Origin of the sequence: Sphingobium yanoikuyae (genome assembly GCF_013001025.1) — a bacterium.
GTDB classification, from domain to species: domain Bacteria; phylum Pseudomonadota; class Alphaproteobacteria; order Sphingomonadales; family Sphingomonadaceae; genus Sphingobium; species Sphingobium yanoikuyae_A.
Genome location: NZ_CP053021.1, coordinates 190,184 through 213,521 on the forward strand (window position 1 = coordinate 190,184; position 23,338 = coordinate 213,521).

At 64.4% G+C, this 23,338-nt stretch carries 30 protein-coding genes and 1 tRNA gene; 23 read left to right on the plus strand and 8 right to left on the minus strand.

Annotation, left to right across the window (positions count from 1 at the left end; translation table 11 throughout):
* Positions 1–17 precede the first annotated feature (17 nt).
* Genes HH800_RS01040 through HH800_RS01055 form a run of 4 tightly spaced genes read right to left on the minus strand, consistent with a single transcriptional unit; the run spans position 18 to position 1,362 of the window.
* Entirely contained in the window at positions 18–521 is a 504-nt protein-coding gene (locus tag HH800_RS01040) for a hypothetical protein (protein ID WP_169859943.1), read from the minus strand.
* Between the two features lie 34 nt (positions 522–555).
* The gene (locus HH800_RS01045; RefSeq protein ID WP_169859944.1) at positions 556–921 is read right to left on the minus strand and encodes a hypothetical protein; all 366 of its coding nucleotides are present in this window, start codon (positions 919–921) and stop codon (positions 556–558) included.
* Complete coding sequence (locus tag HH800_RS01050; protein ID WP_169859945.1) at positions 914–1,159, minus strand: hypothetical protein; 246 nt, start codon at positions 1,157–1,159, stop codon at positions 914–916. Before HH800_RS01050 ends, HH800_RS01045 begins: the two co-directional genes overlap by 8 nt.
* Positions 1,159–1,362: a hypothetical protein gene (locus tag HH800_RS01055; RefSeq protein ID WP_169859946.1), complete on the minus strand. Its 204-nt coding sequence runs from the start codon at positions 1,360–1,362 to the stop codon at positions 1,159–1,161. The genes HH800_RS01050 and HH800_RS01055 overlap by 1 nt, the downstream gene beginning before the upstream one ends.
* On the opposite strand from HH800_RS01055, the gene HH800_RS01060 reads away from it, so the two are divergent.
* From HH800_RS01060 to HH800_RS01125, 14 genes are all read left to right on the plus strand, one after another.
* Positions 1,336–2,196 (plus strand): S24 family peptidase, encoded by an 861-nt coding sequence (locus HH800_RS01060; protein WP_169859947.1) that lies wholly within the window; start codon positions 1,336–1,338, stop codon positions 2,194–2,196. The genes HH800_RS01055 and HH800_RS01060 overlap by 27 nt on opposite strands.
* 111 nt (positions 2,197–2,307) lie before the next feature.
* Positions 2,308–2,586 (plus strand): hypothetical protein, encoded by a 279-nt coding sequence (locus HH800_RS01065; RefSeq protein WP_169859948.1) that lies wholly within the window; start codon positions 2,308–2,310, stop codon positions 2,584–2,586.
* Complete coding sequence (locus HH800_RS01070) at positions 2,583–2,720, plus strand: hypothetical protein (RefSeq protein ID WP_169859949.1); 138 nt, start codon at positions 2,583–2,585, stop codon at positions 2,718–2,720. The genes HH800_RS01065 and HH800_RS01070 overlap by 4 nt, the downstream gene beginning before the upstream one ends.
* Positions 2,721–2,832: 112 nt before the next feature.
* Positions 2,833–3,072, plus strand: coding sequence for a hypothetical protein (locus tag HH800_RS01075; RefSeq protein ID WP_169859950.1), 240 nt, complete (start codon positions 2,833–2,835; stop codon positions 3,070–3,072).
* Complete coding sequence (locus tag HH800_RS01080; RefSeq protein WP_169859951.1) at positions 3,069–3,482, plus strand: hypothetical protein; 414 nt, start codon at positions 3,069–3,071, stop codon at positions 3,480–3,482. The genes HH800_RS01075 and HH800_RS01080 overlap by 4 nt, the downstream gene beginning before the upstream one ends.
* Entirely contained in the window at positions 3,482–4,018 is a 537-nt protein-coding gene (locus HH800_RS01085) for a hypothetical protein (protein ID WP_169859952.1), read from the plus strand. The genes HH800_RS01080 and HH800_RS01085 overlap by 1 nt, the downstream gene beginning before the upstream one ends.
* A gap of 1 nt (position 4,019) precedes the next feature.
* A complete protein-coding gene (locus HH800_RS01090) occupies positions 4,020–4,298 on the plus strand; it encodes a hypothetical protein (protein WP_161730278.1) in 279 nt (92 codons plus the stop codon).
* A complete protein-coding gene (locus tag HH800_RS01095; protein WP_169859953.1) occupies positions 4,298–4,969 on the plus strand; it encodes a hypothetical protein in 672 nt (223 codons plus the stop codon). Before HH800_RS01090 ends, HH800_RS01095 begins: the two co-directional genes overlap by 1 nt.
* Complete coding sequence (locus tag HH800_RS01100) at positions 4,966–5,676, plus strand: hypothetical protein (protein WP_169859954.1); 711 nt, start codon at positions 4,966–4,968, stop codon at positions 5,674–5,676. The genes HH800_RS01095 and HH800_RS01100 overlap by 4 nt, the downstream gene beginning before the upstream one ends.
* On the plus strand, positions 5,669–6,025 hold the full coding sequence (locus HH800_RS01105) for a hypothetical protein (protein WP_169859955.1): 357 nt from the start codon (positions 5,669–5,671) through the stop codon (positions 6,023–6,025). Before HH800_RS01100 ends, HH800_RS01105 begins: the two co-directional genes overlap by 8 nt.
* Positions 6,018–6,986, plus strand: coding sequence for a DUF5131 family protein (locus tag HH800_RS01110; protein ID WP_169859956.1), 969 nt, complete (start codon positions 6,018–6,020; stop codon positions 6,984–6,986). Before HH800_RS01105 ends, HH800_RS01110 begins: the two co-directional genes overlap by 8 nt.
* Entirely contained in the window at positions 6,983–7,234 is a 252-nt protein-coding gene (locus tag HH800_RS01115; protein WP_169859957.1) for a hypothetical protein, read from the plus strand. The genes HH800_RS01110 and HH800_RS01115 overlap by 4 nt, the downstream gene beginning before the upstream one ends.
* On the plus strand, positions 7,231–7,407 hold the full coding sequence (locus tag HH800_RS01120) for a hypothetical protein (protein ID WP_163000322.1): 177 nt from the start codon (positions 7,231–7,233) through the stop codon (positions 7,405–7,407). The genes HH800_RS01115 and HH800_RS01120 overlap by 4 nt, the downstream gene beginning before the upstream one ends.
* Complete coding sequence (locus HH800_RS01125) at positions 7,404–8,549, plus strand: tyrosine-type recombinase/integrase (protein WP_169859958.1); 1,146 nt, start codon at positions 7,404–7,406, stop codon at positions 8,547–8,549. Before HH800_RS01120 ends, HH800_RS01125 begins: the two co-directional genes overlap by 4 nt.
* A gap of 79 nt (positions 8,550–8,628) precedes the next feature.
* Here HH800_RS01125 and HH800_RS01130 read toward each other — a convergent pair.
* Positions 8,629–8,702, minus strand: a tRNA-Cys gene (locus HH800_RS01130).
* A 190-nt stretch (positions 8,703–8,892) separates the two neighbouring features.
* On the opposite strand from HH800_RS01130, the gene HH800_RS01135 reads away from it, so the two are divergent.
* From HH800_RS01135 to HH800_RS01170, 8 genes are all read left to right on the plus strand, one after another.
* Positions 8,893–9,525 carry a protein-L-isoaspartate O-methyltransferase family protein gene (locus HH800_RS01135; protein WP_169859959.1) on the plus strand — a complete coding sequence of 211 codons (633 nt, stop codon included), beginning with the start codon at positions 8,893–8,895 and terminating at the stop codon, positions 9,523–9,525.
* A gap of 10 nt (positions 9,526–9,535) precedes the next feature.
* Positions 9,536–10,978, plus strand: a complete 1,443-nt coding sequence (locus tag HH800_RS01140) for a TolC family outer membrane protein (RefSeq protein ID WP_169859960.1) — start codon at positions 9,536–9,538, stop codon at positions 10,976–10,978.
* A gap of 69 nt (positions 10,979–11,047) precedes the next feature.
* Positions 11,048–11,536: a DUF2497 domain-containing protein gene (locus HH800_RS01145; protein WP_004210714.1), complete on the plus strand. Its 489-nt coding sequence runs from the start codon at positions 11,048–11,050 to the stop codon at positions 11,534–11,536.
* A 141-nt stretch (positions 11,537–11,677) separates the two neighbouring features.
* Positions 11,678–13,738: an alpha/beta hydrolase family protein gene (locus HH800_RS01150; protein WP_169859961.1), complete on the plus strand. Its 2,061-nt coding sequence runs from the start codon at positions 11,678–11,680 to the stop codon at positions 13,736–13,738.
* Between the two features lie 38 nt (positions 13,739–13,776).
* Positions 13,777–13,992 carry a hypothetical protein gene (locus tag HH800_RS01155; protein ID WP_004210716.1) on the plus strand — a complete coding sequence of 72 codons (216 nt, stop codon included), beginning with the start codon at positions 13,777–13,779 and terminating at the stop codon, positions 13,990–13,992.
* Complete coding sequence (locus HH800_RS01160) at positions 13,989–14,585, plus strand: AAA family ATPase (protein WP_169859962.1); 597 nt, start codon at positions 13,989–13,991, stop codon at positions 14,583–14,585. The genes HH800_RS01155 and HH800_RS01160 overlap by 4 nt, the downstream gene beginning before the upstream one ends.
* 47 nt (positions 14,586–14,632) lie before the next feature.
* A complete protein-coding gene (locus HH800_RS01165; RefSeq protein ID WP_169859963.1) occupies positions 14,633–17,332 on the plus strand; it encodes a valine--tRNA ligase in 2,700 nt (899 codons plus the stop codon).
* Positions 17,333–17,376: 44 nt separating this feature from the next.
* A complete protein-coding gene (locus tag HH800_RS01170; protein ID WP_169859964.1) occupies positions 17,377–18,828 on the plus strand; it encodes an MATE family efflux transporter in 1,452 nt (483 codons plus the stop codon).
* A 14-nt stretch (positions 18,829–18,842) separates the two neighbouring features.
* Here HH800_RS01170 and HH800_RS01175 read toward each other — a convergent pair whose 3' ends face one another.
* The gene (locus HH800_RS01175; protein WP_169859965.1) at positions 18,843–20,507 is read right to left on the minus strand and encodes an ATP-binding protein; all 1,665 of its coding nucleotides are present in this window, start codon (positions 20,505–20,507) and stop codon (positions 18,843–18,845) included.
* A gap of 237 nt (positions 20,508–20,744) precedes the next feature.
* On the opposite strand from HH800_RS01175, the gene HH800_RS01180 reads away from it, so the two are divergent.
* Positions 20,745–21,827, plus strand: a complete 1,083-nt coding sequence (locus HH800_RS01180; RefSeq protein WP_169859966.1) for an acyltransferase family protein — start codon at positions 20,745–20,747, stop codon at positions 21,825–21,827.
* Between the two features lie 4 nt (positions 21,828–21,831).
* Here HH800_RS01180 and HH800_RS01185 read toward each other — a convergent pair whose 3' ends face one another.
* Together HH800_RS01185 and HH800_RS01190 are read right to left on the minus strand one after the other, a co-directional pair.
* On the minus strand, positions 21,832–22,836 hold the full coding sequence (locus HH800_RS01185) for an LLM class flavin-dependent oxidoreductase (RefSeq protein WP_026109036.1): 1,005 nt from the start codon (positions 22,834–22,836) through the stop codon (positions 21,832–21,834).
* A gap of 45 nt (positions 22,837–22,881) precedes the next feature.
* A complete protein-coding gene (locus tag HH800_RS01190; RefSeq protein ID WP_004210730.1) occupies positions 22,882–23,313 on the minus strand; it encodes an Hpt domain-containing protein in 432 nt (143 codons plus the stop codon).
* Positions 23,314–23,338 lie beyond the last annotated feature (25 nt).

Sequence of the window (23,338 nt, forward strand, 5' to 3'; positions counted from 1 at the left end):
CCCCGCTCAGTTCAGTGTCAGACGGCCCGCAGGCGGATGTCGTCGCTATTCCCCATGTCCATGAGGCGGTGACGCAGGGCGTCGATGCCGCGCGCCGCGTCATCCAGCGCTGCCAGACCGATGCCCCGCAGCTCATCATTATCGACGGTGCCGGGCGTCTGATCATCGGTCAGCGCCTGGCTGAGCAAATGGGCCAGCTTCAGGATGCGGCACAGCTTGTCGCTGTCGCTGATCTCTTCGGCTTCGACGGGTGCCAGCTTCTGGCCGATCATCCCCATCACGCCATTGCCCAGCCGGCCGTTCCATTCGCGGCAACCAAGCAGGAACGCGGACACCGGCATTTCGGAAATCGCATTGGCATAGTCGCTGGCGCGATCGTCGCTCTTGCCGAGAACGCGGCCGACATCTTTCCAAGTCAGCCCGTCTTCCTTGCGGATAGCGGCGAGGTCGTCGCCCAATTGCTGCAGCGCGGCAGAAACGGAAAACGAGGCACGGCGGCCGTGGATGTGCGGGGCGGTCATGCCTTATCGCCTTTCAAATGGAACAGGGAAAACATCAGCTGATCACCTCGTCGGTACGGTACAATTTGCCGTCAGCTGACGGCATGGGCAGTTGTCCGAATTCATCGGACAACTCCTCGCCGGGAGCGCGATTGACCGCGCCCCCGGTCCGGCTATCGTGCGAAGTGCAACCACCACACGAAGGGCTAATGAGATGGATGACCACAGCGACCTCCTTTGCAGGATACTCGCCGTGCAAAACCTTGTTACCGACGTCCTTGTCCGCATGGCTGTGGCGGGTGGAGGAGACCCAGCCGCAACGATCGCCAACGCGCGCGAAAAATGCGCGACACGCGTGGAGCAAGTCTTCGCAGATGCCGGTCAGGACAGAGGGTCCGACCATATGCACGAGTTCATGCATCGCATCCTCCATTACTCGGAGGAGATTTGGGATGACGTCGCGCAACGCTTGCACGCACCGCGCGAATGATAGGAGTGTCGCTTTCAGGAACTTCACTGACTTTGGCGTCAATATCGAACCCGCCAACGACAAGCCGTTCCAGATAAGCCGCCCTTGCAATGATGTGGTTCACCGAGGCGCCTTTGCTCTCGCCCACGACGAGCTTCAGGCATTCGAGGCGAATGTAAGCGGGGTCCATCACGCGGCCTCCTTGGAAGCAGCGTCGTACGCGTCGATCCACGAAAGCAGCTTGTTCGCGTTGGCGAGCGACAGCGAGCGACCAGCCCGCATTCTCGCTACCAAAGATGCTTCGCCCATAACCTCCCGACCGAAGCGGGTGGGGGCCATCGAGGTTCGCGAAAGGAACTTCTCGACATGCTGAAGGAGATCGTGATCGGTCATGATGCTCATCCGCTGGTTATTTCATCTTTAAATGACACATGCAAGCGGGAAGTGTCATTTACGAGTGAAAATGACGCAGGTGTTGGTCTGTGCCATAAAGGTGACATGACCGACGAAGGATCGCCTCTCTATCGCCTCTTGATGTCGATCAAGCCGGAGAGCTTGACGGTAAATGCGTGGGCGAAGCGCGCAGACGTGAACCGCAACTTCTTTCAGAGCGTAAAAAACGGCTCGCAGCCGATTGCCGCCAACCTGGAAAAGGTCGTCCAGGCGATCGGCTATACTCCTGCCCAATTCTACGACCTACAAGATGGTAAAGTGGTCAAACGCGTTGATGACGCCTCGCCCAAGAGTGGCCTGCCATTCCAGCGGCGCGATGAACCACATGACGTTCCTCTAGTCGGCACCGCTCAAGGAAGTGATTTCGAGGTGTCGGAAGAGGGTAAGGTCACATTCATTGAGAAAATGGATCTTGATATGGAAAATGTCATAGATCATGTGCGGCGCCCCGCTTCGCTGGCAAACCGGACAGAAGTCTATGCAATCACAGTCGTCGGCGACTCTATGGCTGACAGGTATCGCGATGGCGACCCGGCGTATGTTGACGCGAAGCGTCAGCCGCGCGCAGGCGATTATGTCATAGTTCAGCTGGTGCGGCGTGACGATAGCGGCGAGGGGAGGATTTCGGCAGCCTTGTTGAAGCAGCTTGTCCGCCGCACGTCGACATACACAGAGCTTTGTCAGACGAATCCGCCAGCGCAATTTGTCGTCCCTAATAATGAAATTGCTCACACCCATAGGGTAATCCCTTGGAGTGAAATCGTTTTTTTCTAATTTCACTTTTAAATGACATTAGCGATTGACTGTCATCCAGAAATGACAGATTAAGTCTCCATCACCTGAGCCGCCGCGCATCCAGCCGGCGGGCGAGGTGGGGAGACTGCCATGCAAGCCACCGGCTATATCGTCGGCTCCGCCGCGGCTGGCGCGATCGCGCAGCTGAAGGCGCTGGAAAGCCGCGACGACTTTTCCAATCTGCGCACTGTCGACCTGGTCAACGCTGCCGCGCATAGCTGCGAGCGTGCGCACAAGGCGATGCGCGAAGACCCGACTGAGGCGCGGGCCTGCCTGATCCACGGCGCCAGCCGGTTGCTGGCGGCTGCCGATCGCCTTGAGCCCGGCGCCGCGCCCGCCAACGTCGTGCCGATGGGCGCTGCGTCGTGAGCATCGCCCTCCACATCCTTTCCACGGTGGTCGCCATCGCACTGATCACCGCCTCCTGCGCCGCCATGGCCGCAGAGTTCCAGCGGTACGGCCGCAAGATGCTTGCGGCGCTGTGCATGGAGCATCGCCCGTGACGGTCCGCTTCCACACCAAGGGCCGCGACCCGCTCGTTGTGCCGCGCACGACGGCTTGGCAGCGCGAGCGTGCGGGCGGCCCGATCCTCCCCATGCACCAGCCGCGCCGCTGGTGGCAGGTCTGGAGGTGCCGGTGATCGACATCGCATCCATGGCGGCGATGCAGGCCCAGCGCCTTCTGGCGCTGCTCCACCAACCCCCACTGTCCGCAACGCGCGTCTCCCCCCTGTGCGCGCGCCGGGCAGGAGCCTCGGGCGACCAACCCCTCTCCCATGGGTCGCCATCCTCCCTGCGCGGGCCGGCCGTCGAGGCCGGTCGGTCCGCCAATGTTTCCGAAGGGCAGGGCGCATGAGCAAGTTCGGCGCCGAATCCGACGACTTCACGCTGGTGAAGACGCGCTATGGCGTTTGCCACAGCATCCCGGTCGGGGCGGAGGGGCGGCGCGTCCACTGCAAGCGGAACGCTGCCACCTGCAAGTTCTGTCATGAGCATGGCGTGCCGGCGGCCGATCCGGATCCGTTCGACACGGCCTGCACCGCGCTGCGCACCAATTGGGGAAAGCGCTGGATGGAAAGTGACCGCCGGCCGGGCGACCTGAAGGCGGACGAATATTGGCCGGCCGACGGTATCCACATCGTGGCGCTGGACGATAAGACCCGCGCCCGCACCATCCTCGTCAGCTTCGGCGAGAACGACACCGCCATGGGCGCGATCAGCGCCATCTGCGCAATCCACAATGAAATGATCGGGAGGCCGGACTGATGGGCTGGAAAGCTGTCCTCGACCACTATCGGATCGAGCATGACGTGCAGGTCACATCGCAGGGGATCTGCATAGGCTCGCCCTATATTCACGACATCATCGTGATCAGCCTCGATCGGGGCGAGATCGTGCGGCGCTGGGGCGAACCGCATAGCGGGAAGCTCGGCCGTTACCTTCAGGAAATGGACGCAGACCCATCTAAGCTGGCCGAGTTGGTCGCGGCCGACGACGTCTTCGAGCGGTCGATACCAGTCTACACTTATGAAGGCGCTGACATCATCGAAAAGCAATGCGAGGCGCTGGGGTGGCCGAACGTCACTCACGACGGCTGTATGCAGTTCGAAAACACCTTCTCCCCTGATCCTGGCTTGGTGCGGACTTGGGCCATCGACAATGCCAAGGCGGGTGTCAGGTGGATGCGTGAGGCCGTCGAGGACGCCGAGAAGGCCCTTGCCGAAAAGCGGGAGCGTCTTGCCCGGCGTGAAGACGATTTGAGCCGCCTCGTGGATGGATTTATTCCGGCGGGGGAGGTGTAAAATGGCATATGCCGTCGACTTCGCGGGATCGAACTTCACCTTCAAGGCGCCGGAAGGGCGCGAGGATGTGAGCGACCTGCACACTTTCCGCCAGCGCGGCGGCCCTTGCAATGTGTCCTGCTGGCAGTTGAGCCCGGAGGAGATCGAAGAGGTCAGCCGGACCGGCCGCATTTACCTGTCGGTGATGTCCGGCGCGCTCTTCTATCCGGTGTTCCTGGGCAGCGAGAGCCGGGTGCGCTCTGTCGTGGTCGATTACGGCCCGGTCTGGGAGCGCGGCTGATGGGCCGTGTCCTCATCGCCTGCGAACGCTCCGGCGTGGTGCGCCGCGCCTTCGAGGCGCTGGGGCACGATGCATGGTCGTGCGACATCGAGGCGGCCGACGACGGTAGCAACCGCCACATCCGGGGCAACGTCCTCGATCACCTCGATGACGGCTGGGACATGATGGCCGTCATGCATCCGCCCTGCACGATCCTGTGCAACAGCGGCTCGAAGCACCTGTATCTCGGCATGAAGAAGGTCAACGGGATCAACCCTGACCGCTGGGCGAAGCTGGAAGCTGCCGCCGCCTTCTATCGCTCGCTGCGCGATGCGCACCAGATCCCGCGCCGCGTCGTCGAGAACCCGGTGATGCATGGCCACGCGATCCGGCTGACCGGGCGCGGGCGGACGCAGTTTGTGCATCCCTACTTCTTCGGTGAGCCCTTCTTCAAGAATACCGGGCTGGAGCTGATCAACCTTCCAGCGCTCCAGCCGACCAACATGCTTAAGCCGCCCCGGCCGGGCACGGCCGAGCATAAGGCATGGTCGCGTTGCCATCGCGAGCCGCCTGGGCCGGATCGCGCCCGCCGGCGCAGCGAGACCTATCCGTCGATCGCTTCCGCCATGGCGGCTCAGTGGGGCGCGCTGCTGCCCGATCCGCAATTCGAGCTTTTCAAGGAGGCTGCATGACAGACCGCCCCATCTTGTTCAGCGCGCCGATGGTGCGTGCGCTTCTCGACGGTCGAAAGACCCAGACTCGCCGGATCATGAAGGTCCAGCCGCCCAAGGAAGAGGACTTCGGGGGCTCGGTGTTCGGCCTGTGTCCGGCCGTTGCCGACGGGGTGAAGATGCACAGCCTCAACCAGTACAAGCACCTTCCGAAGCACCCGACCAAATGGGATCTGGATGGCAGCGTCGGCGTGGCGCGCCGGGCCGGCTTCCCAATGGAATATGATGCGCGCTTCGCTGTCGGTGATCGCCTGTGGGTCAAGGAGACCTGGCGCGCCCATCGCGCATATGACCAGTACCGACCCGGCCTGATCGGCACGGAAGCGCGCATCTGGTACGAGGCGGACGGCCGCGACAATTGCGACCAGCACGGCAAGGGTCGTCCGTCCATCTTCATGCCGCGCTGGGCCAGCCGCCTGACGCTGGTCGTCACCGACGTTCGTGTCGAGCGACTGCACAAGATCAGCGAGGCGGACGCTCAGGCCGAAGGCGTCGATCGGCTGGTGATGGACGACAGCGGCGCATTCTATGCCGGTTTCCCCGAAGGCACCTATCGGTGCGGCTTTGCCGGCATCTGGACTCACATCAACGGCGCTGAAGCGTGGGAGGCGAACCCTTGGGTGGTCGCCGTGTCGTTCGACGTCATCAAGGAGAACATCGATGGCTGATGCTGTGAAACTGCAGCCTTACAACGAGGCGGCGTTGGCCGCGTCGATCGCGCAGTTGGATGACTGGTTTGAAAACGGTCGGCTGCTCGACGAGGTCGAGAACGACACCGAATTCTGCGAGAATATCGGCGCTATCCTGCACGAGTTGAAGCGTTTGCGGGCTGATGATGGCGAGCAGGAAAAGCGCCTGCGCGCCTATGGTGCCCTGCTGGAATCGGCTTTTGAAGAGTACAGGAGGGCGGGGGAAGACCTGCCCGAATTCATTGCGGTCGATGAATATGCCACCGAGATCACGCTGAAGGACGGGTCGGACTGGCGGATCACCGTTCGGAGGTCGGACGATGTCTGATGGAACGCATATCGAGTGGACCGACGCCACTTGGAACATCGTCAACGGCTGCACCGTCCTCTCTCCGGGCTGCACGAATTGCTATGCGATGCGGCTGGCGGGCACGCGCCTGCGCCATCATCCGTCGCGCGAAGGCCTGACGCAGGCCAGCAACGCCGGCCCGGTCTGGAACGGGCAGGTCCGGCTCTATGAGCCTCTGCTCGACCAGCCGCGCCGGTGGACGCGGCCGCGCATGATCTTCGTCTGCGCTCATGGCGACCTGGGCCATCCGGGCGTCGATGATCGCATGCTCGACGCCGTGTTCGCGGCGATGCTGAGCGCGCCGCAGCACATCTATCAGATCCTGACGAAGCGGCCGGAGCGGTTCACCGCCTATTTCGCGGAACTGCCCAGGCGACAGAGCGAGCTGGCATGCGCCTCGGGAATGGATTGGTTCACGGAGATTCCGGCCAATTGGTGGTTCGGCATCTCGGCCGAAGATCAGAAGCGCTATGACCAGCGCTGGCCGGTGCTGGCGCAGCTGCCCGCCCAGGTGCGCTGGATCAGCGCGGAGCCTCTGCTTGGCCACATCGATATCCTCGCCCACGCGACCCAGCCGAATTGGGTCGTCGCCGGCGGCGAGAGCGGGCCGGGCGCCCGGCCGATGCACCCCGATTGGGCGCGCAGCCTGCGCGATCAGTGCGCAGCCGTGGGTGTCGCCTTCCTGTTCAAGCAGTGGGGCAGCTGGGCGCCGCACGAAGCCGTCGCGAATGAGCATGGCGGCGTCGACATCGTCCCCCCGGTGTCGTTTAAGTCGGTGGATCGCTGGCGCAGGTGGGAGAGCTTCAGCACAAGCCGGGCCGCGCGCGATGACGAATCTATCGGCGAATTTCTTGCGCCGGGCGCGCTGGCGGTCCCGATGAGCAAGAAGGAGGCCGGCCGGCTGCTCGACGGTGCCCAGCACGACGGGATGCCGTCATGACCTGGCCGAACCTCACGCCGCGCCAGCAGACGATGCTGATCGATAGTGAGCCGGACGATGTCACCGGAACCGAAGGCGTCGGTATCGAACTGCGCACTGGCGCCGACTATGCCGTTGCGAAGGCGCTGGAGCGTCGGAAGCTCGGCCACCGGCAGGGACCGGGCGGTTTCCTGCCTGGCATGTATTGGAACAACGCAACGGGCCTCGCGGTGCGCGCTGCCCTCCAACCCGAAAGGACGAAGGAATGAACGCGCCTGCGCGGTTCAAGCAGTCGGACGTCTCGCGCGTGGTGAAAGCCGCGCGCGACGCCGGCGTGCGTGATTTCGAGATCGAGATCGATCCGAACGGCATCATCCGCCTGCGGACGCTCAGGGATGCGCCCGGAAAGGGCAACAGCATGGACAAGATTCTCGGCCGATGACGAAGAAGCGCCGCCGGCGGTACAACCGGCACCTCCCGCAATATGTCTCCCCGACGACCGATCGTCACGGCAAGGTTCGCCTGCGCTATCGGCGCAAGGGCTTCGCGACCCACTATTTCAAGGCGGAGCTGGGCACCGACGAGTTTCTGGCCGAACTTCGGCTGTGCGAGCAGGGCGAGGTCCAGCCGGGCAGCGATCGCGCGGCGCCGGGCAGTATCGCTGCCCTGATCGAGACCTATGTCGCCGTGCCGTCGCGACTCGGCCCGACCGAGATGACGCAGCGGAAGATTCGCGGCATCCTCGACCGGGTCAGGACCGAATATGGCAAGGCCTATGTCCGCGACGTGCGGTTCGACCATGTCGAGCAAATTCTGGAGAAGCGGCTGGAGCGCCGGCAGGTCGGGACGCGCTGGGAGGGCGGGCCGGAGGCAGCGAAGAAGCTGCGCAAGGAACTGGTGCGCCTATTCGATTTCGCCATCAAGCTGGGGATGATCAGCAAAAACCCGGCCGCAGAGGCTGACCGGGTGAAGGTCAAGGCGGGCACTTTCCACACCTGGACTGAATCGGAGATCGCGCAATATCGGGCGCACCACGCGCTGGGCACGAAGGCCCGGCTGGCCATGGAGCTGATGCTCTGGACGGCGCAGCGAAAAGGCGACGCCTTCATGTTCGCCCCGGCGGACCTGGAGGGCGGCCGATTCGAGATGACGCAGTCGAAGACGGGGAAGGCGATGCGGATCACGATGGCGCCGCAGCTGGCGGCCGCGATCGACGCCATGCCGCCGCTGGATGGGCCGGGCCCGTATCTGCGCACCAGCTATAACCGCGCCTTCAAATCGGCTGCGGCGTTCGGCAACTGGTTCCGCAAGCAGTGCAACGAGGCCGGGCTTCCCGCGCGCTGTTCGGCACATGGCCTGCGCAAGGCGATGATGCGGCGCGGCGCCGAGATCGGCCTGACCCAGCAGCAGCTGAAATCCGTCTCCGGCCATAGCCGCGACGAAGAGGTGCGCGTCTATACCGAAGCGGCCAACCAGGGCGTCATGAATGCGTCGGCTGTGGCCGAGATTTCGGATTGGGAAAGCCGCGCCCTGGTGACCTCTCTGGTCACATTTCCGCCAGCCGAAGAGGGCAAAAAGGCCTGACGAAAAGTCTAACCTAAATGTCTAACCTTCCGCGCGGCGCGCGTAAGCGACATGAAATATCGGCTTAATTCGGAAGGGATGGAGGCCCGAGCCGGAATCGAACCGGCGTGCAAGGATTTGCAGTCCTCTGCGTCACCACTCCGCCATCGGGCCTTCCGTGCGGTGGAGGCGGCAAATGTCCGCCTTTGATCGCAAAGTCAAGCGCGGGAAGGCGAACAATCCCAAGAATCTCGCTCTCCATCGTGGAAAGCCGCTTGGCGCGGGGGAAATGCTGATTTAGAGGTCCGGTAATCCCCTAAGTGTATTGCATTGCCAATACAGTTGTGCCAAGCGAGGAACTATCGTGACCGAGCAGAACTTTTCTTCGATGCGGACCGCCATGGTCGAGAGCCAGCTGCGCACCAGCGCCGTGGACGATCAGCGCGTGATCGCTGTGATGGCGAAGGTGCCGCGCGAGGACTATGTCCCCGCCGAGCGCCGGGCCATGACCTATGTCGATCGCCCGATCCCGCTGGACGGCGACCGTGCGCTGAACCCGCCGCTGGTCACTGGCCGTCTGCTCAAGGACGCCAATGTCCAGGCCGGCGAGAAGGTGCTGCTGATCGGTGCCGCGACCGGCTACAGCGCGGCGCTGCTCGCCGAGCTGGGTGCGCAGGTGACGGCAGTCGAGGTCGAGGGTGGCGCGGAGATCGCGGTGCCCGGCGTGACCGTGGTGCGTGGCCCGCTGGCCGCCGGCGCATCGGCCGGTGCGCCCTATGATGTTCTTTTCATTGACGGCGCGGTGGAGGAAGTCCCCGCTGCGCTCGTCCAGCAGCTAGTCGATGGGGGACGGGTGGTGACGGGCGTCGTCGAACGCGGTGTCGCTCGCCTGTGCAGCGGCCGCGCGGTGGCGGGCGTGCTGGGTCTCGCCAGCCTTACCGACATGGAAATGGTCGTGCTTCCCGGTTTCGCCGCGCCGGAGCAGTTCGTTTTTTGAGACAGGATAGATGACAGCAAAGCGTATGACCCTTCGGCGCCAAGCCGCTACAGCCTTGCTGTTGCTATCCTCCTCCATGGCAGGGGTGGCGCATGCCGAAACCCTGCAGGGCGCGCTGGCCAAGGCCTATCGCACCAACCCGACCCTGACCGGCGCACGCGCCGGTCAGCGGGCGACGGACGAGAATGTCCCGATCCAGAAGGCAGCGGGGCGGCCCACGGCCAATTCGCAGCTCCAGTTCCAGGAACTGGTCATCCGCCCGTCGAACAGCTTCCTGGCGCCGCATCGGTCCGCCAGCGCCAGCGGCAGCATCGATGTGCCCATCTATTCCGGCGGCACCGTGCGCAACAGCGTGAAGGCGGCGGAAACGCGCGTCGAATCGGGCCAGGCGAATCTGCGCGGGACCGAGGCGAGCGTGTTCTCGCAGACGGTCGCCGCCTATATGGATGTGATCCGCGATATCGCGCTGGTGTCGCTCAATGCCGCGAATGTGAAGGTGCTGGAGGTCAATCTCCAGGCGACCAACGACCGGTTCGAGGTCGGCGATGTCACTCGCACTGACGTCGCCCAGTCCGAATCGCGTCTGGAACTGGCCCGCTCCGACCTGCAGCGCGCCGAATCCAACCTGATCACCAGCCGCGAAAATTATATCGCGATGGTCGGCGAGGCGCCGGTCGATCTGGAATCGCCGCCCGCTCTGCCGGGCCTGCCGGCCGATCCCGACAGCGCCGTGCGCGTCGCGCTGGCCGATAATCCCGATATCCTGGCTGCGCAGAAGTCGCGTGAGGCGGCGCGTTATGACGTGAAGGCGGCCAAGGGCGCCACGCTGCCGACCCTGAGCGGGTTCAGCCAGGGCAGCTATACCGACTATATGGACAAGGACATTGCGGCCAACAAGCAGGCGGCCGTCGGTGCGACCCTGACCATTCCCTTCTACCAGGGCGGTCGCCCGGCCGCACAGGTGCGCCAGAACCAGGCGCTCGAGTCGCAGGCGATCGAGCGGCAGATCGAGGTCGAGCGCGGCGTGATCTCGCAGGCGCGCGCCGCCTATGCCGCGTTGCAGGCGTCGCTGCGCACGATCCAGTCGAGCCAGAAGGCGGTCGATGCCGCCGAACTGTCGCTGGAAGGTGTGCGGGCGGAAAATTCGGTCGGCAGCCGCACCATCCTCGACATCCTCAATGCCGAGCAGGAATCGCTCAACGCCAAGGTCGAACTGGTGACCGCGCGCCGCAACGCCTATGTCGCCGGCTTCACCCTGCTGGCGGCCATGGGTCATGCCGAGGCCGACGATCTGGGCCTGGAGAGCGGCACCCTCTATGACCCGATGGTCAATTATGACCGGGTCGAGGGCAAGTGGTTCGACTGGGACTATGACGGCAAGCCGCAGGCGGTTTCGACGCGTACCGTTGACACGCCGGCTCAAAACGCCAAAGTCGATACCGCGCAGCCTTAACTGCTTGTTAACCTGAACAGGTGATCTTGGCGGAATAGGTGCGGAATGAAATTTGGACGGGAATTATCCATGGGTGACATGACCAAGGAACCCTCGATGGAAGAGATACTCTCGTCCATCAAGCGGATCATCGCCGAAGAGGGCGAGGATGCCGTTCAGGCCGCGCCGCAGCGCCGCCAGAAGACCCCGATCGACCTGAGTGCCGCGTCCCATGCGGTGATGTCGGCCGAGGTCGAGGAAGTGCTGGAACTGACCGACGAGATTCCGGTGGAGGAAGTGATGCCCGCGCCCAAGTCGACCCGCGCCGTGAAGGCTGTGGCCCCGTCCGAATCGGACGGCGACTCGATCCTGTCGGTGGAAAGCGAAGTGGCCGCGCGTCATTCGCTTTCGGCCCTGTCCACCATGCTGGTCAGCCCGCGCGAGGGCGAGGACAATACGCTGGAGGCTCTGGTCCGCTCGATGCTGCGGCCGATGCTCAAGGAATGGCTCGACGCGCGCCTGCCCGCACTGGTCGAGGACATGGTCGCCAAGGAAATCTCCCGCATCACCGGCCGCTGAGGCCGACAGGCCGGCGATCGCGCGCCGGCCTCTTGCCGGGGGCGTAAGGCGCGCCTAGACCACGGATCATCTCATCGACGCGCCCGGCCGTGCATTGCATGCGCCGGCACGCCGTGTTTTCGATCCGAGGGTGATTTTTCCATGAAACATATCCTGCTTGCCGGCCTTGGCGCACTGGCCCTGTCGCCGATGCTGTCGTCTGCGCTGGTGGCGCCGGCGGCTGCCCGTCCCTTCACGCCCAATGACATGGTGTCGCTGGACCGGGTGTCGTCGCCGACCGTGTCGCCGGACGGCAAGTGGATGGCCTATCAACTGCGCAGCACGGATCTCGCCAATAATCGCGGCCGCACCGACCTCTATCTGCTGGCGATCGACAAGGCGGGGCAGGCGCCCCGGCTGATCGCGTCGGTGCCCGACAAGAATGAGGCGTCGCCGGTCTTTTCGGCTGACGGCAGCGCGCTTTATTATGTCTCCAACGCCAGCGGCGACGACCAGTTGTGGCGCGCGCCGATTTCGGGTGGTCAGCCGGTGCAGATCAGCAAGGCGCCCGGCGGCATTTCCGGTTTCCTGCTGAACCCCCAGGGTGACAAGGTAGCGCTGTGGGCCGACCGTCCGGTCGGTGCGCGCACGATCGACGATGTGAAGGCGCCGACCCCGCCGAGCGCGGGCAGCGGCCGGGTCTATGACCAGCTGTTCGTGCGCCACTGGGATACGTGGAGCGATGGCCAGCGATCGCAGATCTTCGTCATGCCGGTGGCGGGCGGCAAGGCGGTGTCGGTGATGGGCGGTCTGGTCGGCGACAGCCCGTCCAAGCCGTTCGGCGGGGCAGAGGAACTGGCTTGGAGCGCGGATGGCAAGACGCTGTTCTTCGCCCTGCGCGAGGCCGGGCGGATCGAACCGCTGTCGACCAACCTCGACATCTTCAGCGTGCCGGCCGACGGTAGCACCAAGCCGGTCAACCTGACCGACGCGAATGACGCGACCGACACGATGCCCGTGGTGTCGCCCGATGGCAAATGGCTGGCCTATGCGGCGATGAAGCGGCCCGGCTATGAAGCCGATCGGCTGGTGCTGATGCTGCGCAACATCGCCACCGGCGAGACGCGCGCGCTGACCGAGGGCTGGGATCGTTCGATCGGGTCGATCGCCTGGGAAGCGCATGGCAAGGGGCTGCTGGTCACCGCCAATGACGTGCTCGACAATCCGGTGTTCCGGGTGGACGCCGCATCGGGCAAGGTGACGCGCCTTACCGAGAAGGGCCATGCCGGCAGCGTCGTGCCGCTGCCCGAAGGTGGTTTCGTCTATGCGCTCGACAGCATCCAGTCGCCGGCTGATTTCTGGAAGATGCCGCCGAAAGGCAAGCCGGTGCGCCTGACGAATGTCAACGCGCAGAAGCTGGCCGGGGTGGATGATGTGTCGGTCCAGCGCTTCAGCTTCAAGGGCGCCAATGGCGACACGGTCTGGGGACAGATCGTGAAGCCCATGGCTGCCAAGGGCAAGCTGCCGGTCGCCTTCCTGGTGCATGGCGGGCCGCAGGGCAGCTTCAACGACAGCTGGTCCTATCGCTGGAATCCTAAGGCCTTTGCCGCCCATGGCTATGCTGCGGTGATCGTCGATTTCCATGGTTCGACCGGCTATGGCCAGGCCTTCACCGATGCGATCAACCAGGATTGGGGTGGCAAGCCGCTGGAGGATCTGAAGCTTGGCCTGGCCGCGGCGGCGGCGAAAGATGCCAATGTCGATGCCAAGAACGCTTGCGCGCTCGGCGCCAGCTATGGCGGCTACATGATGAACTGGATCGAGGGGCAGTGGGCCGACGGCTTCAAGTGCATCGTCCAGCATGACGGCGTGTTCGACGCCCGCGCCATGGCCTATGAGACCGAGGAACTGTGGTTCGACGAATGGGAGCATGGCGGCCCTTATTATGAGAAGCCGGAGGAGTTCGAGAAATGGAACCCGGTCAATCATGTCGCCCAGTGGAAGACGCCGATGCTGGTCGTGACCGGGGAGAAGGATTTCCGCATTCCCTATACCCAGGGGCTCGCCGCCTTCACCGCGTTGCAGCGGCGCGAGATTCCGTCGCGCCTGGTCGTCTTCCCGGACGAGAATCACTGGGTGCTGAAGCCCAAGAATTCGCTGCAATGGTATGACGAGGCGCTGGGCTGGCTGGACCAGTGGACCGGCGCGGCCAAGGGGAAATGAGCCTTTGAGGGCCTGGCCCGGCCTGCTATATTGACCCCATGGCAAAGATGAAGGTCGATATCGTCGATGGTCCCATCGACCTCGGCAAGCCGGGCAAGCCCAGATACCGGACCGTCCACAAGGACGGCAAGGCCGTGAAGCTGCGGGTGGTCGATGCCGACAGCCCGCAGTTCGAGGCCGAATTCCTCGCCTCCTTCCGCGCCAGCGTTCGCAAGGCGCGGGAAGAGAATAAGGCGATCAGGGACAAGATTTGATCGGCAAGGGCCATGCGCGGCCGCGTCTGTGGATCGTCGCGGGCCCCAATGGCTGTGGCAAAAGCTCGGCCTATGGCCGCAGCGACGTGGCCGAATTTGATGGTTCAGTCTGGATCATCAATCCCGACCTGCTGACCGCCCGGTTGCGTGAAAGCGAAGGATTGGTGCAGGACGCCGCCAATCTGGCTGCCGTGCAGCGGATCGAGGCCTGGCTGGATGCGTCGATCGACGTGCATCAGACCATCGGCGTCGAGACCGTGCTGTCCAGTCCCAAATATCGGCGCTTGGTGGAGAAGGCGCGGGATCGCGGCTTCGAGATACGGCTGATCTATGTCTATCTGGATTCGGTGGAGCGCCAGCTGGAGCGGATCGCCTATCGCGTGGCGAAGGGCGGGCATGATGTGCCGGCTGACAAGGTGGCGGCGCGGCGCATAAGGTCCTTCGCGCAGTTGCGCTGGTTCTTCGACCAGGCGGATCGGGCCTGGGTGTTCGACAACAGTCTGAGCGAGCCGCAACTGGTCGCCCGAAAGGGGGATGGGGGCATCACGATCCGCGCTGGTCTGCCTTCGGAAGTCATGGATAGCCTGATCTGACGCGCGCCATGCCTTGCGTGTCGTGCGGCAGGCGTTAAAGCGCGATCATGACCGAACTGCCCAAAACCTTTGACCCCGCCGCCATCGAGACCCGCTGGTACCAGCATTGGGAGGCCAATGGCCTGTTCCGTCCGGACCGTCCGGGCGCCGAACCCTTCACCATCGTCAATCCGCCGCCGAACGTGACCGGCAGCCTGCATGTCGGCCATGCGCTCGACAATACGCTGCAGGACATCGTCGTGCGTTACGAGCGGCTGCGCGGCAAGGATGCGTTGTGGGTGGTCGGCACTGACCATGCCGGCATCGCGACCCAGATGGTGGTCGAGCGGCAGCTGAACGCGGCCGGGCAGAAGCGCACCGATTTCAGCCGTGACGATTTCGTCGCCAAGGTGTGGGACTGGAAGGCGGAAAGCGGCGGCGCGATCACCAGCCAGCTGCGCCGTCTGGGCTGTTCGATGGACTGGGCCAATGAGCGCTTCACCATGGACGAGGGCTTTTCCAAGGCCGTCATCAAGGTGTTCGTGGAGCTGCACCAGCGCGGCCTGCTCTATCGCGACAAGCGCCTGGTCAACTGGGATCCGCATTTCCGGTCGGCCATTTCCGACCTGGAGGTGGAGACAAAGGAAACGCAGGGCGGCTTCTGGCGCTTCCGCTATCCGCTGGCCGACGGCGTGACCCTGGCCGATGGCAGCGACCATATCGTCGTCGCCACCACCCGCCCGGAAACCATGCTGGCCGATATGGCGATCGCCGTGCATCCCGACGATGCCCGCTATCAGGCGGTCATCGGCAAGGAGATTCTCCAGCCGATCACCGGCCGCCGTTTCAAGGTGGTCGCCGACGAACATGCCGATCCGGAACTGGGTTCGGGCGCGGTCAAGATCACGCCAGGTCATGACTTCAACGATTTCGAGGTTGGCAAGCGCGCGGGCATGAAGGCCGCGGACATGCTCAACATGTTCGATGCCGACGCCAATGTCGTGCAGACCGCCGACGGCCTGATCCCCGATCGCTTCCTGGGGCTGCATCGCTTCAAGAAGGATGGCGTGGACGGCGCGCGCGAGATCGTCGTTGCCGAAATGAAGACGCTGGGCCTGCTGGTGCCGCATGTCACGAAGAACAAGGAAGGCGAGGAGGTCGCCGCCGATTTCGAGCCGCGCACGATCCAGACCCCCTATGGCGACCGTTCGGGCGTCGTGATCGAGCCGTGGCTGACCGACCAGTGGTATGTCGACGCCGGCAAGCTGGCGGTGGCGCCGATGCAGGCGGTGCGCGACGGCCGGATCGAGATCGTCCCCAAGAGCTGGGAAAAGACCTTCTTCAACTGGATGGAGAATATCCAGCCCTGGTGCGTGTCGCGCCAGCTCTGGTGGGGCCATCAGATCCCGGCCTGGTTCGATGACGAAGGCAATGCCTATGTCGCGGAAACCGAGGAAGAGGCACAATCGCAGGCCGGCAACAAGAGGCTGGTGCGCGATCCCGACGTGCTCGACACCTGGTTCTCGTCCGCCTTGTGGCCGTTCGGCACGCTGGGCTGGCCGGAGCAGAGCGAGACGCTCAGCCGCCATTATCCCAATGACCTGCTGATCTCCGGCTTCGACATCCTGTTCTTCTGGGATGCGCGCATGGCGATGCAGGGGATGGAGTTCATGGGCGATGTGCCGTGGAAGAAGCTCTATCTCCATGGCCTGGTCCGCGCGGCCGACGGCCAGAAAATGTCCAAGTCCAAGGGCAATGTGGTCGATCCGCTGGGCTTGATCGACAAGTTCGGCGCGGACGCGCTGCGCTTCTTCATGGCGGCGATGGAAAGCCAGGGCCGCGACGTGAAGATGGATGAGAAGCGGGTCGAGGGTTATCGCAACTTCGCGACCAAGCTGTGGAATGCGGCGCGCTTCCTGCAGGCCAATGGTGTCACCGCCTCGACCAGCCGCGAAGCGCCGCACGCGACGCTGCCGGTCAATCGCTGGATCATCGCCGAAACGGTGGCGACGGTGCAGGCGATCGACACGGCCATGACCGAACTGCGCTTCGACGCGGGCGCCAATGCCATCTATCACTTCGTCTGGGACCAGTATTGCGACTGGTATATCGAACTGACCAAGGGTTCGATGGATGACGAGACGAAGGCGGTCGCGGGCTGGGCGTTCGACCAGATCCTGGTCATGCTGCATCCCTTCATGCCCTTCATCACCGAAGAATTGTGGCAGCTGACCGGCGAGCGCGCGCAGGAACTGATCGTGGCCGAGTGGCCGGTCGCCCTCTATGAGGTCGATACCGACGCACAGGGCGAGATCGACTGGCTGATCCGTCTGGTGAGTGCGATCCGCACCGCGCGGACCGAACTCAACGTGCCGCCGGGCGCCAAGCTGCGCATGGTCGTGCGCGATGCGGCGGACGCAACCCGTGGCCGCCTGGATCGCCAGGGCGCGGCGCTGGCGCGTCTGGGCCGGATCGAGAGCCTGGCCTTTGGCGAGGATGTCGCTGGCGGTGCGGCTCAGATCGTCGTCGACGAGGCGACCTTCATCCTGCCGCTGGAAGGCGTGATCGATATCGCGGCGGAAAAGACCCGCCTCGAAAAGGCGCTGGCGGCAGCGGCCAAGGAACGGGATTCGCTGGGCGGTCGCCTGTCCAACCCGGCCTTTGTCGAAAAGGCCAAGCCCGAAGCGGTGGCCAAGGCGCGCGAGGACCATGCCGAAAAGACCGCCGAGGCGGAAAGGCTGAAGGCGGCACTGGACCGGCTGGGCTGAGCCGCCTAGCCTGCGCCGCAATCGGGGATAAGGGGTAAGGGCGAATGGCAGCAGGGGCACAAGGGGCGCGGGACCTGACTCAGGGGCCGATCGCCTCCACCTTGCTGACATTCGCCATCCCGACGCTGGCGTCCAATATCCTCCAGTCGCTGAACGGATCGATCAACGCGATCTGGGTCGGTCGCTTCCTGGGGCCACAGGCGCTCGCCGCGACGGCGAACGCCAATATCATCATGTTCCTGATGTTCTCCGTCGTGTTCGGCTTCGGCATGGCGTCGACGGTGATGATCGCGCAGGCGGTCGGCGCGCGCGACATGGATGCGGCGCGGCGGGTGTTTGGTTCGGCGGTCGGCTTCTGCTTCCTGCTGGCCATGGGCGTGGCGGTGGCGGGCTGGTTCGGTGGGCCGGCGCTGCTCCATCTGCTGGCGACCCCGCCCGAAGCATTTGATATGGCGCTGACCTATTTGCGCGTCATCTTCGTCGCGATGCCGGCCTCGCTGCTGAGCGTCATGATGATGATGGGGCTGCGTGGCACCGGCGACGCGCGCACGCCGTTGATCTTCATGATCCTGTCGGTGGCGATCGACCTGGTGCTCAATCCGGTGCTGATCCTGGGGCTGGGTCCGATCCCCGCCATGGGCATTGGCGGTTCGGCGGCGGCAACGGCGGCGGCGGGCTTCATCAGCCTGATTGCGCTGGTCATCTATACCTATGCCAAGGATCTGCCGTTGCGGCTTCGCGGCGCGGAGCTTGGCTATCTCAGGCCCGCGATGGACGAGATGCGAGTGCTGTCGACCAAGGGCCTGCCGATGGGCCTGCAGATGATCGTCATGTCGACGTCCGGCCTGGTGATGATCGGCCTGGTCAATCGCGAAGGGTTTCTGGTGACCGCCGCCTATGGCGCGGCGCAGCAGATCTGGACCTATCTGCAGATGCCGGCGATGGCGATGGGCGCGGCGGTCAGCGCCATGGCGGCGCAGAATATCGGCGCGGGTCGGTGGGACCGGATCAGCCGGATCACCGGCTATGGCATATCCTATCTGCTGGCGATCACCGGCGCGATGGTGGTCGTCATCCTGATCTTCCACGAAGCGCTGCTGGCGCTGTTCCTGAGCCATAACCAGGCGGTGATCGATGCGGCCTGGAACATGCAGTTGCTCGCAAGTTGGAGCTTCATGCTGTTCGGCTGCACCATGATCCTGTTCGGGGTGATGCGCGCCAACGGCGTGGTGGTGGCGCCGCTGCTGATCCTGGTCTTCACCCTCTTCGCAGTGCGGCTGGGCTTCTATTATCTCGCCTATCCCCGGATCGGCGCGGATGCGCTGTGGCTGAGCTTCCCGGTGGGATCGGCGGTGTCCCTGACACTCGCGGCTCTGGTCTATTGGCAGGGCGGCTGGCGCAAGGCCAAGCTGATGGTGCCGATGCACGAAGAGGAATGCCGTGAGGCGGTGCATAGCGAAAGCGAACCGGCCGGTCGGATCGCGCCGACCGGCTGAGGCCGATGCGCCGCTCAGCGGCCCTGGTTGCGCCAGCGGGTGATGGTGCGGGTAAGGATATCGTCCTCGCCGCCGGCCTGGCGCCAGAGCTGGGTGAAGCTGGGATCGCCGGAAGCCGGGCGCCGCGCTTCTTCCAGATTGTCGAGCGCGACGCGGATCGGCACGGCGACACCTTCGCCGCAGATGATAGCCTCGCGGTTGCGCAGGGCAGGGATGGAATCGAGGAAGCCGCGCGCACCTTCGGGCATGGCCGCCTTCACGAAGGCCTGGTCGCGGTCGTTGTTGAGGCGCATCGAGATGATGGTGCCGCACTGCGACAGCACGCCCTCGGCCAGGTCGGACGGACGCTGGGTGATGAGGCCCAGCGATACGCCATATTTACGGCCTTCCTTGGCGATCCGCTCCAGGATGCGGCGCACCGCCTGACCGCCGCCGGCGGTGCTGGCGGGAATGTAGCGATGGGCTTCCTCGCATACGAGCAGGATCGGCCGTTGCGGTTCGTCGCGCGCCCATAGCGCATAGTCGAACACCAGCCGGGACAGCACCGAGACCACCACCGAGGTGATGTCGGAGGGCATGGAGGACACGTCGATGATCGAGATCGGCTTGCCGCCCGAGGGCAGGCGGAAGACCTTGGCGAGGAAGGCCTGCATCGAATCGGCCACCAGCATGCCGGAGAACATGAAGGAATAGCGCGGGTCGCCCTTGATCTCGTCGACCTTGGACTTGAGGCGCAGATAGGGGAGCGATCCGGTGCCCTTGTCGAGCTTGCCCATCTCGTTCTGCAGGATCGCGGTGAGATCGGACAGGAGATAGGGGACGGGCGAATCCACGGTCAGGCGGCCGATGCTTTCGGCCAGCCGGTTCTTCATCCGCGCGGCGAGCAGGCATTTGGCCAGGATGTCGCAATCCTGGGTGCGTTCGGCGCCTTCGGAGGTGACGAACACCTCGCAATGTTCCTCGAAATTCATCAGCCAATAGGGCAGGGCGAGGTTGTTCACGTCGAACACTGCGCCATTCTGCTGGAAGGCCGCGCCATATTCGCCATGCGGGTCGATCATGACGATATGGCCCTGGGGCGACAGGTCGCAGATGCGGTGCAGGATCAGCGCCGCGCTGGTCGACTTGCCGGTGCCGGTGGAGCCGAGCAGCGCAAAATGCTTGCCCAGCATCGAATCGACATAGAGCGCCGCGCGCGTGTCCATCGTCGGATAGACCGTGCCGATCTGGACATGCGGCCGGTCGTCGGCGGCATAGATCTGCTGCATGTCGTAGCTCGACACCGGATAGATGTCGGTGCCGGGCGTGGGATAGCGGGTGACGCCGCGCCGGAATCCGTAGATGCGGCCGGTCAGCTTTTCCTCATCGCCTTCGCCCAGAAAATCGATATCGGCGATGATCGCCCCGCCATCGCGCCGGTCGAGCATCAGCGACCGGATATTGGCGATCAGCCAGCGTTCGCCGACACGCATCTTGACCTGGCTGCCGACCTGGCCGGCCATGGCGAGGCAGGCGTCGGGATCATGGGCCAGCGCCGCGAGGCTGTTGGGATCGACCAGGATCTTCGAACTCGACCCGGCGATCTGGAACACCATGCCCAGCGGCTGGTGCATGCCGGCAGACGATGCGGCAGCGCCCGTGTCGTGCGAAAATTGATGTGCGCCCGGCATCTGGGTCATGAGCCTCTATCGTCCCCCGCAGCCGGCACGCGTCCGGCAATCGACCAGATTGCTATCGGGGGGAGGTAAATATTGGATTACCCACGGGCCGAAATGCCCTTTGCGGAGCGCCCCATGGCGCGCGGAAATCCGCGCTGATGCGTCCCATGATCCCGCTTCCGGCTCGCTCCGTCGCGCAGGAGGGGGAACAGGAGCGGGTTTCGGGCATTGGAAACCTGCCACAATCAGGATTTTTGCTTGCCCGATATCGTCTTGGCCAATGCGACGCGCCGTTCCGACGCGATCGCGATTGCGCGTGTGATCTGCATTCTGGGTGTCGTCTATGTCCATGCCTGGACCGGACGGAACGGCCAGGATCTGGAATTGCTGCGTGGCTCCCCGCAGGAAGGGTTGCGTTGGGTGCTGATGGAGATTTTCGGCCGTAGCGCGGTGCCGCTGCTGGGCCTGATCTCCGGCTGGCTGGTCGGCGGCTCGGCACGCACGCGCAATTGGCTCGATCATGTCGGGCGCAAGGCGCGGACGATCCTGCTGCCGATGCTGTTGTGGAATGCGGTGGCGATCCTGCTGGTGTCGGGCACGGCCTGGCTGCTGGGCCTGTCGGCGCCGGTGCCGCAGTCGGGGGGCTGGATCGCCGAGGAATTGTTCATCATCAACCGCAATCCGGACATCAATGTCCAGATGCCGTTCCTGCGCGACCTGTTCCTGTGCATGGTCGCCGCGCCCTTGCTGGTGCGGTTGCCCAACTGGATGCTGATGGCGGTCGCGCTGGTGGCGCTGTCATGTCAGATTGCGGGGCTCGGGCCGCCGGTGCTGATGCGCCCGTCGATCCTCTTCTTCTTCACCATCGGCATATTGGCCCGGCACGAGGGCTGGGCGGACCGGGCCGCGGCGGTGCCGATGCTGGCAGCTTCATTGCCCTTCTGCCTGCTGATGGGCGCGCAGCTTTATGTCTCGCTCAAGGGCGGGGCGGGGCTGGCGCCGCTGGCCTTGGCGAGCCTCGACATGGCGGTGCGCATGGCGGCGTCGCTCTGCTTCTGGCGGTTGGCCTGGGCGCTGGCGGAAAGCCCGGCGCGCGGCCTGCTGATGCGGGTCGAACCCTATGCCTTCTTCCTCTTCTGCGCCCATCTGATCCTGATCTGGCTGGGCGGGCCGTTACTGGGGCAATTGTTCGGTCCGCTCGGATCGCCGCTCTATCCGCTCTATCTGATCGCCCAGCCTTTCCTGGTGCTGGCGGTGGTGATCCTGATCGGCAACCTGATGCAGCGCCTGTCGCCGACCATGGCCGGGCTGATGAGTGGCGGCCGGCTGGCCGCCACCTGAGGCATCAGGCCAGTTCGCGGGCGGCGATCGCCTGCGCCGCTGCCATGGCGATTTCATAGCTGCGCTTGCGTGCCGCCGGATCGAAGATCTGGGCGGCGATGATTACCTCGTCCACGCCGGTGCGGTCGATGAAGGCGGCCAGGTCGCGCTCGACATCCGCCTGGGTGCCGATGCTGGAGGCGCTCAGGACATCGGATAGCATGGCGCGGGCCTGCATCGGCAGGCTGTCATAATAGCCCGCCAATGGCGGTTGCAGCTTGCCGGGCTGGCCAGTGCGCAGCCGCACGAAGGCCTGCTGCATCGAACTGGCGACCAGTTCGGCCTCCGCCGCACTGTCGGCGGCGAAGATGTTATAGCCGGCCATAGCATAGGGGCGGTCAAGCTGGGCCGAAGGGCGGAAGTCGCGGCGATAGATGGCCAGCGCCTCGTCCAGCGCGGCCGGGGCGAAATGGGAGGCAAAGGCGTAGGGCAGGCCGAGCGCGGCCGCCAGTTGTGCGCCGTAGAGGCTGGAGCCGAGAATCCAGAGCGGGACATTGGCGCCTTCGCCCGGCGTGGCCTGAATGCCCAGCCGATCGTCGCCGGCGAAATAGGCCTGGAGTTCGAGTACGTCGCGGGGGAACTGGTCGGCCCCGCCGCTGAGGCTGCGGCGGATGGCCTGCGACACTTTCTGGTCGGAACCGGGGGCGCGGCCCAGGCCCAGGTCGATGCGGCCGGGGAACAGCGCGTCCAGCGTGCCAAACTGTTCGGCAATCAGCAGCGGCGCGTGGTTGGGCAGCATGATGCCGCCCGCGCCGATGCGGATGGATGAAGTCGCCTGACCGATATGGGCGAGCACGACGGCCGTGGCGGCCGACGCGATGCCGGGCATGCCATGATGTTCGGCCACCCAGAGGCGGTGATAGCCCAATGCTTCGACATGGGCAGCCAGATCGGCAGCGTCGGCAAGGGCGGCGGACACGTCGCTGCCTTCGCGGACAGGAACGAGATCAAGGACGGAGAAGCGGGTCATGACCGCCATATGGGGCCATGGTCAGTTTTATTTCAATACCGAATATCAGCCGGCGCGACCAAAGCCCTGTGGTTCGACGCGGCGGCCGAAGGTGGGACGGCGCGCGACCAGCGGATTGGCGTCGCGATCGAGCAGGGCCATGGTCTCGGTAAAGCAGGGGCGCAGCGCCACCACGGTCTCGATCAATTCGTCCGGGCTCTCGCGAAATTCGACGCAGCGGCGTGCGACCATTTCGATCTCTTCGGCCATCGCACTGAGCCTATGGGCGCCGAACTGGGCTGATTCGCCCTTCAGCGTATGGGCCGGACGGACGAGGGAGACGGCATCGCGATCGCGAAAGGCCTGCTCGATGGTACCGATCGCCTTTTCACCATCTTCGCGGAAATAGCCCAGAATGCGCATGAAAGCCGTACCTAGCTCTGTGCGGGTCCGGGCAAAATCGTTCCAGTCCACCAGTTCGGTAGCGTGTTCGGGCACCTGCGCACTCCTTTCCTGACGCTCG

What these genes read in the sequence shown, in the direction of transcription:
- HH800_RS01165 (WP_169859963.1), top strand. Translation starts at nt 14,633, where the DNA reads ATGACCGAACTGCCCAAAACCTTTGACCCCGCCGCCATCGAGACCCGC.
- HH800_RS01125 (WP_169859958.1), top strand. Translation starts at nt 7,404, where the DNA reads ATGACGAAGAAGCGCCGCCGGCGGTACAACCGGCACCTCCCGCAATAT.
- HH800_RS01080 (WP_169859951.1), top strand. Translation starts at nt 3,069, where the DNA reads ATGAGCAAGTTCGGCGCCGAATCCGACGACTTCACGCTGGTGAAGACG.
- HH800_RS01170 (WP_169859964.1), top strand. Translation starts at nt 17,377, where the DNA reads ATGGCAGCAGGGGCACAAGGGGCGCGGGACCTGACTCAGGGGCCGATC.
- HH800_RS01040 (WP_169859943.1), bottom strand. Translation starts at nt 521, where the DNA reads ATGACCGCCCCGCACATCCACGGCCGCCGTGCCTCGTTTTCCGTTTCT.
- HH800_RS01085 (WP_169859952.1), top strand. Translation starts at nt 3,482, where the DNA reads ATGGGCTGGAAAGCTGTCCTCGACCACTATCGGATCGAGCATGACGTG.
- HH800_RS01155 (WP_004210716.1), top strand. Translation starts at nt 13,777, where the DNA reads ATGGCAAAGATGAAGGTCGATATCGTCGATGGTCCCATCGACCTCGGC.
- HH800_RS01185 (WP_026109036.1), bottom strand. Translation starts at nt 22,836, where the DNA reads ATGACCCGCTTCTCCGTCCTTGATCTCGTTCCTGTCCGCGAAGGCAGC.
- HH800_RS01055 (WP_169859946.1), bottom strand. Translation starts at nt 1,362, where the DNA reads ATGACCGATCACGATCTCCTTCAGCATGTCGAGAAGTTCCTTTCGCGA.
- HH800_RS01065 (WP_169859948.1), top strand. Translation starts at nt 2,308, where the DNA reads ATGCAAGCCACCGGCTATATCGTCGGCTCCGCCGCGGCTGGCGCGATC.
- HH800_RS01145 (WP_004210714.1), top strand. Translation starts at nt 11,048, where the DNA reads ATGGGTGACATGACCAAGGAACCCTCGATGGAAGAGATACTCTCGTCC.
- HH800_RS01150 (WP_169859961.1), top strand. Translation starts at nt 11,678, where the DNA reads ATGAAACATATCCTGCTTGCCGGCCTTGGCGCACTGGCCCTGTCGCCG.
- HH800_RS01120 (WP_163000322.1), top strand. Translation starts at nt 7,231, where the DNA reads ATGAACGCGCCTGCGCGGTTCAAGCAGTCGGACGTCTCGCGCGTGGTG.
- HH800_RS01090 (WP_161730278.1), top strand. Translation starts at nt 4,020, where the DNA reads ATGGCATATGCCGTCGACTTCGCGGGATCGAACTTCACCTTCAAGGCG.
- HH800_RS01050 (WP_169859945.1), bottom strand. Translation starts at nt 1,159, where the DNA reads ATGGACCCCGCTTACATTCGCCTCGAATGCCTGAAGCTCGTCGTGGGC.
- HH800_RS01045 (WP_169859944.1), bottom strand. Translation starts at nt 921, where the DNA reads ATGCATGAACTCGTGCATATGGTCGGACCCTCTGTCCTGACCGGCATC.
- HH800_RS01175 (WP_169859965.1), bottom strand. Translation starts at nt 20,507, where the DNA reads ATGACCCAGATGCCGGGCGCACATCAATTTTCGCACGACACGGGCGCT.
- HH800_RS01100 (WP_169859954.1), top strand. Translation starts at nt 4,966, where the DNA reads ATGACAGACCGCCCCATCTTGTTCAGCGCGCCGATGGTGCGTGCGCTT.
- HH800_RS01095 (WP_169859953.1), top strand. Translation starts at nt 4,298, where the DNA reads ATGGGCCGTGTCCTCATCGCCTGCGAACGCTCCGGCGTGGTGCGCCGC.
- HH800_RS01105 (WP_169859955.1), top strand. Translation starts at nt 5,669, where the DNA reads ATGGCTGATGCTGTGAAACTGCAGCCTTACAACGAGGCGGCGTTGGCC.
- HH800_RS01060 (WP_169859947.1), top strand. Translation starts at nt 1,336, where the DNA reads ATGCTGAAGGAGATCGTGATCGGTCATGATGCTCATCCGCTGGTTATT.
- HH800_RS01110 (WP_169859956.1), top strand. Translation starts at nt 6,018, where the DNA reads ATGTCTGATGGAACGCATATCGAGTGGACCGACGCCACTTGGAACATC.
- HH800_RS01115 (WP_169859957.1), top strand. Translation starts at nt 6,983, where the DNA reads ATGACCTGGCCGAACCTCACGCCGCGCCAGCAGACGATGCTGATCGAT.
- HH800_RS01140 (WP_169859960.1), top strand. Translation starts at nt 9,536, where the DNA reads ATGACAGCAAAGCGTATGACCCTTCGGCGCCAAGCCGCTACAGCCTTG.